Genomic DNA, 9,715 nt, shown 5'->3' with positions numbered 1-9,715 from the left:
GTTAGTTGGTTTGTAAGGTGTCATCTAACCAGTTAAACACGCGCTGGTTAAAATAATTTAAAGCTCCCATTTGGCAGTGTTCCTCAGCCCCATCCTCTGGACCAAACGTCACTAGCGTTTTCGGTGATTGAATTGCGTTGTACAGGTGTTGCGGCTGGCCTTTAAAGAAACCGTCGCCCGCTGCATCACCGATAAAAATTGGACACTGGATCTTATCAGCAATCCCCGCCATTGAATAGGCGGTCGTTTTATTAAAGAGGTCCTCAATCGTTTTCACGCCAAACGTAAATAACCCGTTATCGATCACCCACCGCACGTTTGAGCTCTTCGCCATCAACATCTTTAGCGTTGGCTCAATGTCTTTAAATGTTGCACCTTCATGCCCGCGAGCGGCGAACGCATCCGCAAAACTAAACGTAAACACGCCGTCGTCGGCAATAACTGCTGCTAGCCGATGGTCAAACGCTGCCGCCCGTGGTGCAAGGAAGCCGCCAAAGCTGATGCCCATTAACGCAATCTTATCCGACTGCACCTCTGCGCGTTGTTCTAGAAAATCAAGTGCTGGCCCCACAACGTTCTCCCAGTCGGGTCGAAATGGCAGGTGCTGTTCACGAATCATGGCACCCTGCCCCGGCCCTTCAAACGTCATGGCGTTATACCGTGCGCCAGAGCGTCGATCACAACTTGGAAGTAAAGTTCATCGCCAGTAGAATCGTAACCGCCGTGAACCAGAAGTGTCGGCCGCGGTTGGTCGTCAATCGTATAGAGGTAGCCCGGCATCGTTGTGTCCTCATAAGGAATGGCCACAATTTCAGCGCACTGGTTGGAAAGCCGGATTCCCTTTTGAAACGCATCGCGACTCATTGACCAGGTAGCGAGTAGTCGCGGATCATCAGGATTACCATGTAAAAAGAATTCCGCCGAACGATAATAGTTTGACGCTTTCAGATAATTTTGACTGGCACTCAACATGTGCCCCGTTTGTTCAAACGACTTCCCGCGTGCGAACACCCGGTCTGCAAGGGCCAACCAATGGGTGTACCAACTCTCAAAATTGTTTTCTTCAATGGCAGCGGCTGTGGTTAAAACTTCGCCAACGTCTGCCCCGCCGTATGGTGCGTAGGAGAGCGTCCGTAAAGCTTCGTAGGAAAAAGTCGGGTCATCAAACATAAATTTCATCGTAAAAACCTTCTTTTTAATTTAATTAGGGTACTTAATGGATTACATAATAAGGGTCTAACTAAAAAGTCAACCATTAAGTTAGGGGCCCTAATAATTTATGGTATACTGATGATATTCATAGAAAGAAGGCATCCCATGACTGACCGACTTACCCAACACGAACTGACAGAAAAATTCTTTGATCTGACGCTGCTCTTTGAACTCGAAATGCAGCAAAAAACAAGTGCGCCACTACTATACCAGGGTCAGGGCAACATCTTAACGGCCCTAGGTGAACGGGATGGTCAGTCGCAAAAAGACCTCGCGCAACGCTTGAAAATTTCCGCACCGTCCACGACTGAATTCGTTTCCAAATTGGTTAAAAAGGGCTTGGTCAAAAAAAAACGCTCCGAAAAAGACAAGCGTGTCACGCTGATATCGCTAACTGACGCGGGTCGGAAAAGTCTCCAAACAGTCGACCAAGCAGACATCTCAGCCTGGCAGTTGCTGACTGAATCCCAACAGGAACAATTCGGGCAATTGATGGACACCTTGATTACGAAGTTAGCTGCACAGTATAGTGATCCGGAAAGTAAACAGCAGTTGGCGGGGTTGAGGAGACGATTTGTGAGCAGAGCGTGAAGTAAGGCGGTTAGAGGGCTCCTGTGTAAGCAACTCTGCCTTGCTGAACGCGTTTCGGCTATATAGCATAAACCCACGCTTAACTCCACCAAAGAAGCCCAAGTACACCACAAACCGCATCAACATTCCTAACAACCACAACAAACCAGCCCCACCCGATAGCCTTCTTAGGCGACTGGGTGGGGCTGGTTTTATGAACTTTATAGTCAGATGCTGCTGACTTTCTAGGCCTCGTAGCTGAAACGCGTTCCAGAAGGCAATGGGCTACTGCAGAAGGGACTCTGGTCACAAAAGTCAGACCCGGACTTTTCTGACCAGAGTCCCTTCTGCTCCGCCCCTTAACCGCCTTCTTCCACGCTCTGCCTCGATCTCACCACCGAATTCGCAATCCAAACCACTAGCATCACCATCACCGAAATCAGCCCAATCGGCGCCCACAAAAACGTCAGCGCGCAACAGACCACATTCACACACACCGTCCACTTTAACGATTTTGACGTGCGTTTAACCGCAATCGGCAGTGGTTGCCCTTTTCTTTCAAATTCTTGACGGATACCGACTTCCAACCACAATGTCGCTAGCGTGATCAACAAAAAATTGACCGCGTAACTGAACTCAGCGGGTGCCGCCATTAAATGTTCGCCGACCCACGACGTTGTGAACGGTAACAGCGACAACATCAACAAGTACACTGCATTAAGCCACACGCTATTGATCGGGACGACCTTAAAATACTTAAATAGCTCATGGTGAACCGTCCAAAAATAGTACGTTCCCGTGAAACTCACCACGTAGCTAATGAGAATGAATTTATTATCCAGCAGTCCCTGCCACCCACCAGACACTGGTGTTTTAAGTTCGAGCACCATAATCGTCATGATGATGGCAATCACCCCCATCCGACAGCGCCAAGACCCGATTTTTATCCATAAAAAGCCCCTCCTAGTTTACTCTATCAAGTGTAGCACTTTGACTAGGAGGGACCATTTTAAATTATCGCAGCCATTGACTGATACTCTTCCAACTGCTGTTATTCACGATCATCCGCGGCGTCAAACTTAAATTATCGCGTGATGTCACGATTCCGTTATTCAAGGTATAGATCACCTTGAGTGTCGGTTGGGTCATCAAAAAGTTTTCGACCTGGGACGTCCCGCTTCCATACGGATAAGTAAAGATATCAGACGTGTGGCCAGTCTTTTCTAACATCACCTTTTGGCTTGTCGCAAAATCCTGCTTAAAGGCCGTGAAGTTGGGACGCAGGTTGAACGCAGGCGTGCCGTGTTCAAGGTAGTGCATATTGTTGGTGTGAACACCCAGTTCCATCCGATTCCCGGAAGTCCGCTTGAGTTGCAGGATCTGTTTCCAGGTCGCCAACTGTTCGCCACCAAAGTAACGGCCAGTGTTCCCAGTAATAATCGATGCTGTAAACGGATAGTTGTAATGTTTCATCACGGGCGCCGCGTTTTCCACCAGCGTCCGGTCAATGTCATCAAAGGTCAGCACCACGTACTTGCCGTGAACAGTCCGATGCTTCTGGAGCATGGTCACCATTTGTGCGGTCGAGATCACTTTGATGTGGTGCTTTGCCAAGTAAGCCATCTGTTTTTTAAACTGCGACAGGTTGACGTTATAGGCGTGCAGCTGGTTATTGGGGGTTAAGTCCTCAATTGTTTTTACGGCGGCGTTATCGTCCAACACCCGGTGATAGCAGAGGACCATGATGCCGTTTTGTAATTGCTTATCTGAATTCGCTAAGGCAAAGTTCTCACGGTTGCCCAGTTCAAACTTCAGATTTTTCTGGACCGTCACCGTCAGCAGCCCTAAAAACGCGACGACAATAATGCCCAGGATCCACTTACGCATTGTTTTTGTCATTGACTGCCGCCTTTCTCTTTAACCGCCGAATGTGCACGACGCCGTAGATTGAAATGAGTGCGCCAGTCACGAGAATCAGGGTCCCTAACAGACGATAGATGCGAAAGGACAGGTTAAACAACGAGTAGTTGACCACCAGCGCGTCCGAGTAAATGCCGAAAATGAAACAGACGTTCACGATTACGAGGTAGAGGGCAATCACCCAGAGGAGGATGAGCAAAATGGCGCGTCGCAGCCGTGACCCCAGTGACGTTTTCTTGCGAATGATTAATTTATCTTTATCCATGCGCTACACCCCTCGATCAGGACTGGACCAGACACCCTTGCGTTGCGGGTCAAGGAAAAACGACCCTAGCGCCGTGATGCAGCTGATCAGGTTAACGACCCAGTAGAAAATAAAGTACATCGGCAGCAGTAACAGATCCTGCCAATCCACGTATCCTTGCCGCTGTGACGCCGTAAACCCGATGATGAACTGAACGATACTGATAATCGTCAGAACGAACAGGATGCCGCCGTCTAGAATCAGCGCTTGGGCAAAAAAGATCGTCAAAAAGTACAGCAATACTGAGAACGTGCAACAAAGTGCCCAAACATTACTGATGATCATGTCGACCAGCAACCACTGTTCGGCAAGTTTACCCGTAAAAATCAACCGGCGATTCCGAACCAGGACTTCCAGCCCACCACGGGCCCAGCGCCGTCGTTGCCGGATCAATGCCCGGATGTGTTCCGGAACGAGAATCCAGGAGACGGCTTGCGGACAATAGATTACATGCCAGTTTTTTGTATAGAGTTTCCAAGTCATATCGATGTCTTCAGTCAGCGCTTCAACGGTCCAGTGGTTAACAGCTTCGATAGCTTGTTTACGGTACACCACGATAACCCCTGAAACAGTGGTGATGTGGCCGGTAATAAACGCCTGACCACGCTTGATGATGTCGATGATACCAATGTATTCAAGCAGCTGGAGCCGGCCAAGTAACGTGGTTCGATTACGGACAACTGGCCGACCCGCGACGGCACCTGCTTGCGGATCATTGTAAAATTGCAGCATCATGTGTGACAGTGCGTCAGGGTCAATGTAGGAATCCGAATCCAGACAGAGTAAATAATCCCCGTCAGCGTTGGTCAACCCGATGTTTAAGGCGTTTGCCTTACCGCCGTTTTCAACAATTGGCACGACCTTCACGTCGAACTGGTCTTGATACTGTTCCCGCAGTTGATACATGACCTTCAGGGTGTCATCTTGACTGCCGTCATCAATGAGAATCAGCTCAAAATGACGGTAGGTCAGGTTGGCAACTGATTCAACGACTTCGTGAAGGGTATCTTCTTCGTTGTGTCCGGGGATCAAAACGGAGACCAGCGGCGTTGGCTGGTCAGCTGCCGGGTGCTTCAACGGTAATTCATGCTGTTGAACCCCAAAAAACAGTGCTCCAATGATCCAGACGATCGACACAATTAACGGGTATAAAATGACAAATAAACTCAGTAAAAACATAGTTGACTCCCCTGCTAAAATTCAAAAGTGACGGGTTGTATAGTTGTAAGTCATCAATTTTTCCTAGGCTGGCCAATTGATGACGGGTTTTTGTAAATGAAGCTATCTTTTCATAGTTAATAAATCTATGAAAATTAATCGATTTAATCACGAACTTTGCCATTGTAATGGAGGGAATTCGTGTCGTCAACCCACTAAATTTTTACTAAATTTGTAGTTGATTGGGTTGAACACCTTTTAAACTGCACGTTTTAAGCTGAGATAATGACGTGTTTCAGCCTGTCTTAGTTTCTGAGACAACTGATTTAATAGGATTCTATGCAGGTTATCGAATAATCACGCAGGTGCTAAGTAAAACGCAATCGATTCCTGGATTATTGACTGAGACTATTTTCAATGGTTTTCTATTGTAATAAATGATATGGAAACGTGATAATTATTTCATAAATTAATACCTAACCAGGAACCTGTTCCCTAATTTGCTAGTCAAAAAAGGAGACCTTTTATCAAGGTCTCCTGACATCCTATAGAGACGACTTAACGTCCCAATTAGGTTTATTTATTTCGCCATTTTTTGAAGTTGTTGCCACTGACTGTCCGTAAAGTAGCTCTTATCATCTTTCATTTCATTGAGATAAGACTTCTGGCTCGCCTTTGGTAACTGCTTATACTCCTTTAAAATCGACTGGAACGTTTTGTTGCTCATTTTTGGTTGGATTGCTGCTTCAACGTCCGCTTCAGTGATCGTGTTTGCCTTGGAAGGCACCTTAACGTTTTCCTTGGTGTTCACACTCTTAACCCGGGTTACAACGTTAATGTGTTTGAGGCCATCCGTCTTGTCACTTCCAACAACCTTGACCGTTTCTTTGTTGGACTTAGTGTTATAGCCTAAAGTGATCTTAAAGTTCTTGAGTGCATCCTTCATGTCCTTGATATCAGACTTGGATACCTTATTGTCCTTATAAGACTTCTTGCTCTTTGCCACCTTGTTGTAGGTATTAGATAACGTGGTCACGTCCTTAGCCGTGAGGCGGTGAGTGATCTCGTTGCCATTTTTCTTGAACGTCTTGTTATCAAAGTTGTTAAAGTCTGTCATCCATGCTTTACGAACCGCCTTTGAAAATGCAATATCAGACTTGGAATCGCTTGCCTTAAAGTTAAAGGCATTGTCGGTATCCTTTTCAACAAGGTACTTCCCCTTCAACTTATTCAGGGAAGCTGTGTCAAAGCTCATCCCGCTCTCTGCAGAGCCTGATTCAGCCTTCAATGCAGAAGCAACAAGGTCGCCGCTGATGTAGGCTTTGTCGTTAGCGATAATGACGCCGCCTGCCATCTTCTTATACTTGCCATCTAATGACAACTGGTTCTTTTTTTGATTCAACAGCATTGTCATACTGATCTTGCCAGTCCCAAAGACCGAGTTTAATGCTTTTTGTGATGTTGCATCCGTTAGACTCAGATTCTTGATGTCCATGGAAAATTGAGTCTTCGTATGGGTCCCCGTTTCCTTAAAATACCCATCCGTAAACGTACTGCGAGCTGACTTACCGCAGCCGCTTAATCCTGCTAGTGCGACTAATGCTAACCCCGCGCCTACAAATTTGATCTGCCAGTGATGTTGATGATGTTGCATGACTGGTGCCCCCTATAAAAATTTAATTGATACAGTGTCTATTCCTTTACCATTTTCGCATACTTGTGTCATTTTTCATTATCAGAAAATAACGAATGAACTGGAATATTGGTCAAAAATTATGGAAAATAATCAAAAAACAGGGATACGTTGGATTGATTGTTAGATAACTAGCTTCTTATCCTTTACTTACGGTTCTTACTTATCACTTGCTAACACCTACCCAACTGAGCGAAACAAAAAATGATTTAGCCCGAACCTATACCATTCTTGACCACCTGCCGACCCCTTCAACAGCCTTAACAAAATCCTAAAAAAGCCACCGAACAGCCTGTTAATCAACGCCTCGACCAATTCGTCGAACCAACACAATAGTCGTTTAAGTCGTGTTTAAGTTTTCTTCCGTAGCCTGTATCTTGCTTGTTCCACCAGCCCAAAAACGACTGCGTGGCAAAACTGACACGGAAGGTGACTCTACTTGAAAATCGCACGCGCGACACCCATTACAAAGCCGCAACATAAACCACATCTTTACGAAATTGATCTCATGCGACTCCTCTTTATCTGTGGCGTTCTATTGAATCACACTATTAATGAATTTACAGGGTCAATGGCTTCCACAACGGCACTGCCCTACTACACCGTGGAATCCATCCGCCTCATTTTTCATTTCACACGGATGGGCTTTCTCTTCATGAGTGGCCTCGTGCTCATGTTGAACTATTATCACCGCAACGACTGGGGCACGTTTATGAAAAAGCGCTATAACGGCAGTATTTGGCCCTACCTGATCTGGAATTTCATTTTCCTGAGTATTACCACCCTCGTTGGCAGCGGCAGTTTCAACCTCCATGACTTTAGCATGCAATATTTAAGCTATGTCATCCATGGTAACCAGTCCTACATGTACTTTATGCTGATCATTATGCAGTTGTACCTGTTATTCCCGGCCATTGTTTGGTTGTTCCGAAAGTTCGAAGGTCACCATACGCGGCTCCTTATCATGAGTTTCGTCCTCCAATTAGCCATGATGTTCTTCATTAAATTCTACATGCGAAACGTCGATACATCGAACTGGCTATACTGGTTCAAATCCTACAGTATCAATGTGTTCGTCTATCAGTTCTACTTTATCGCGGGCGGCTATACCAGTCTGCATCACGAGGAAGTCTACGCTTTTGTGAAACGACACATCCGCACCATTGCCACAGTGACGGCCATGTTATCGCTTGGGACGATCGTCTACTTCCGCATTTGGAACGAGAAGATTCTCGGCCTCAGCGAAGGGTTATCAGACACACCACACCAACCCTACATGTTCATCTATGATACCTGCATGATCACTGTCATTTTCTTTGTCGGGAAACAGTATGCTGCCTGGCGCGAACACGGGATGCCCGGCTGGCTAGACCGGTTGATCCAACGATTCGCCAAAGTCAGCTTCGGGATGTACCTCAATCAGATTATTGGTCTGACCTTGCTTAAGATCGGTCTGAGCCATTTGGCCGTTTCTGATTTAACACTGATGTTCTTGATTCCAGTAGGTTATCTGTTTGTGCTTGGCTATTCATTTACATTAGCTTGGCTGTGCTACAAGGTCTGGCCATTGGGTATCTTTGTTGGTCGGCCGCAAAAGGTCAACCCATTTAAACGCCATCGTGCTTCAACGTTGGTCTTGAGTGATAAACCCAATCGCAAATAGTCGACGACAACACAAAAGCACCCCCACTTATATATAGTGGAGGTGTCTTTGTGTTCAATTCTTTGTATCAGCGTTTAGTTGTCTTCGTGTTTCTTACGACGTGTGCCCGCAAGGCCAAAGATGCCAAGTATAGCGCCGAGTAAACCGAGTACGCCCGCCTGGTTTGTCGATTCAGACGTCTGTGGTAGATTTTGCTTACCCGTCTGATCAGCAGTATGGGTTGGTTGATCTAATGACTTGTTAGTTGTCGCAACTGATTGACTTGCAGCTTGCGCCGTACTGATGTTGTTCACACCAGCTTCAGTGCTATTGCTGTTCGTGGCAATCGTGTTTGCTCCCTGACCAATTGTGGTTGTTTTAACAGTGTTACTGTGTGCACCAGAATTGGTGGTTGAAACATCCGTTCCAGTTTCTGAACTGCTACCCGTACCAGTCACTGTGCCAGTAGTCCCAGTTTCTCCAGTGGTACCCGTTGTGTTGTTTTCAGTACCTGCATTAGTTCCAGAGTTCCCACTACCAGTTGTGTTGTCGTAGTAGTCTGACGCACTCACTGATGGCGGTGTCGGCACATCACTCTTGGTGTAACTAATCGTACCGTCTGAGGTAACCGTTTCACCAGTCTGGCTGGTCTCACCTGGTTGAACCGTGATTGGCGTCAACGATGGCTGCCCACTCGGTGTTTCGGTTGCCGTTGCAGTTCCATTTTGGTCAATCGCAACGTGTGTTTGATCACCATTTGGCCACGTTTTATCAATCGTCGTAACCTCGCCGTTGCCATTCGTGGTCAGCGTCGTGGTGCCACCATTTGGATCATCCGTCGTTGTGGTGACGTAGTAATCACTTGGATCAACGCTAACTGGGTCAGCATTCGCAGTCTTCGTGTAGGTGATTGTGCCAGTGGGTGTGACCGTTTCACCCGTTGTTGAAGGTGCCGTTGGATTACCATCTGAATTCGTCCCAGTCGTGTCATGACTCAACGTCACGCCAGTTGGTTCATTATTCGTGACGGTCGTCTTACCAGTCGTAGTGGTCTCGTTTGGCTGTGTCGTTACTGGCGTCAATGGATCTTGACCACTTGGGGTTTCCGTTGTCGTGATCTCATTAGTGCTGGTATCAACATCAACTTGAGTTTGATCACCATCAGACCACGTCTTGTCGATTTTAACAACGTTACCGTTACCATCCTTAGTTGTGG

At 46.7% G+C, this 9,715-nt stretch carries 10 protein-coding genes; 2 read left to right on the top strand and 8 right to left on the bottom strand.

The window, feature by feature from the left end; translation table 11 throughout:
• Position 1: 1 nt before the first annotated feature.
• Together JCM11969_RS19385 and JCM11969_RS19380 are read right to left on the bottom strand one after the other, a co-directional pair.
• Entirely contained in the window at positions 2–649 is a 648-nt protein-coding gene (locus tag JCM11969_RS19385) for an alpha/beta hydrolase family protein (protein WP_225353335.1), read from the bottom strand.
• Entirely contained in the window at positions 646–1,179 is a 534-nt protein-coding gene (locus JCM11969_RS19380) for an alpha/beta hydrolase (RefSeq protein WP_225353334.1), read from the bottom strand. Before JCM11969_RS19380 ends, JCM11969_RS19385 begins: the two co-directional genes overlap by 4 nt.
• A gap of 138 nt (positions 1,180–1,317) precedes the next feature.
• Here JCM11969_RS19380 and JCM11969_RS15030 point away from each other — a divergent pair, with 138 nt between their 5' ends.
• A complete protein-coding gene (locus tag JCM11969_RS15030) occupies positions 1,318–1,803 on the top strand; it encodes a MarR family winged helix-turn-helix transcriptional regulator (protein ID WP_054712461.1) in 486 nt (161 codons plus the stop codon).
• 338 nt (positions 1,804–2,141) lie between these two features.
• Here the strand turns inward: JCM11969_RS15030 and JCM11969_RS15025 are convergent, their stop codons facing one another.
• From JCM11969_RS15025 to JCM11969_RS15005, 5 genes are all read right to left on the bottom strand, one after another.
• Positions 2,142–2,702 carry a TMEM175 family protein gene (locus JCM11969_RS15025; protein WP_054712453.1) on the bottom strand — a complete coding sequence of 187 codons (561 nt, stop codon included), beginning with the start codon at positions 2,700–2,702 and terminating at the stop codon, positions 2,142–2,144.
• Between the two features lie 94 nt (positions 2,703–2,796).
• Positions 2,797–3,681 carry a polysaccharide deacetylase family protein gene (locus JCM11969_RS15020; RefSeq protein ID WP_054712450.1) on the bottom strand — a complete coding sequence of 295 codons (885 nt, stop codon included), beginning with the start codon at positions 3,679–3,681 and terminating at the stop codon, positions 2,797–2,799.
• On the bottom strand, positions 3,662–3,967 hold the full coding sequence (locus JCM11969_RS15015) for a hypothetical protein (protein ID WP_054712447.1): 306 nt from the start codon (positions 3,965–3,967) through the stop codon (positions 3,662–3,664). Before JCM11969_RS15015 ends, JCM11969_RS15020 begins: the two co-directional genes overlap by 20 nt.
• A gap of 3 nt (positions 3,968–3,970) precedes the next feature.
• Complete coding sequence (locus tag JCM11969_RS15010) at positions 3,971–5,185, bottom strand: glycosyltransferase (RefSeq protein ID WP_054712444.1); 1,215 nt, start codon at positions 5,183–5,185, stop codon at positions 3,971–3,973.
• 559 nt (positions 5,186–5,744) lie between these two features.
• The gene (locus JCM11969_RS15005) at positions 5,745–6,818 is read right to left on the bottom strand and encodes a hypothetical protein (protein WP_054712441.1); all 1,074 of its coding nucleotides are present in this window, start codon (positions 6,816–6,818) and stop codon (positions 5,745–5,747) included.
• Between the two features lie 478 nt (positions 6,819–7,296).
• Between JCM11969_RS15005 and JCM11969_RS15000 the strand changes: the two genes are divergently transcribed.
• The gene (locus JCM11969_RS15000; protein WP_225353333.1) at positions 7,297–8,520 is read left to right on the top strand and encodes an acyltransferase; all 1,224 of its coding nucleotides are present in this window, start codon (positions 7,297–7,299) and stop codon (positions 8,518–8,520) included.
• A 74-nt stretch (positions 8,521–8,594) separates the two neighbouring features.
• On the opposite strand, the gene JCM11969_RS14995 is transcribed toward JCM11969_RS15000, so the two are convergent.
• Positions 8,595–9,715: LPXTG cell wall anchor domain-containing protein (locus JCM11969_RS14995; RefSeq protein ID WP_054712438.1), on the bottom strand; the 1,121-nt coding region annotated here is incomplete at its 5' end.

The organism is Secundilactobacillus paracollinoides DSM 15502 = JCM 11969 (assembly GCF_001311135.1).
GTDB classification, from domain to species: domain Bacteria; phylum Bacillota; class Bacilli; order Lactobacillales; family Lactobacillaceae; genus Secundilactobacillus; species Secundilactobacillus paracollinoides.
Note: the sequence above shows the minus strand (reverse complement) of the source record. Positions and strands in the feature narration are given on the sequence as shown.

Bases quoted from the DNA above. Each gene is read 5' to 3' on its own strand.
- JCM11969_RS15020 (WP_054712450.1), bottom strand. From the start codon at position 3,681: ATGACAAAAACAATGCGTAAGTGGATCCTGGGCATTATTGTCGTCGCG.
- JCM11969_RS15010 (WP_054712444.1), bottom strand. From the start codon at position 5,185: ATGTTTTTACTGAGTTTATTTGTCATTTTATACCCGTTAATTGTGTCG.
- JCM11969_RS15025 (WP_054712453.1), bottom strand. From the start codon at position 2,702: ATGGGGGTGATTGCCATCATCATGACGATTATGGTGCTCGAACTTAAA.
- JCM11969_RS19380 (WP_225353334.1), bottom strand. From the start codon at position 1,179: ATGAAATTTATGTTTGATGACCCGACTTTTTCCTACGAAGCTTTACGG.
- JCM11969_RS15005 (WP_054712441.1), bottom strand. From the start codon at position 6,818: ATGCAACATCATCAACATCACTGGCAGATCAAATTTGTAGGCGCGGGG.
- JCM11969_RS19385 (WP_225353335.1), bottom strand. From the start codon at position 649: ATGACGTTTGAAGGGCCGGGGCAGGGTGCCATGATTCGTGAACAGCAC.
- JCM11969_RS15030 (WP_054712461.1), top strand. From the start codon at position 1,318: ATGACTGACCGACTTACCCAACACGAACTGACAGAAAAATTCTTTGAT.
- JCM11969_RS15015 (WP_054712447.1), bottom strand. From the start codon at position 3,967: ATGGATAAAGATAAATTAATCATTCGCAAGAAAACGTCACTGGGGTCA.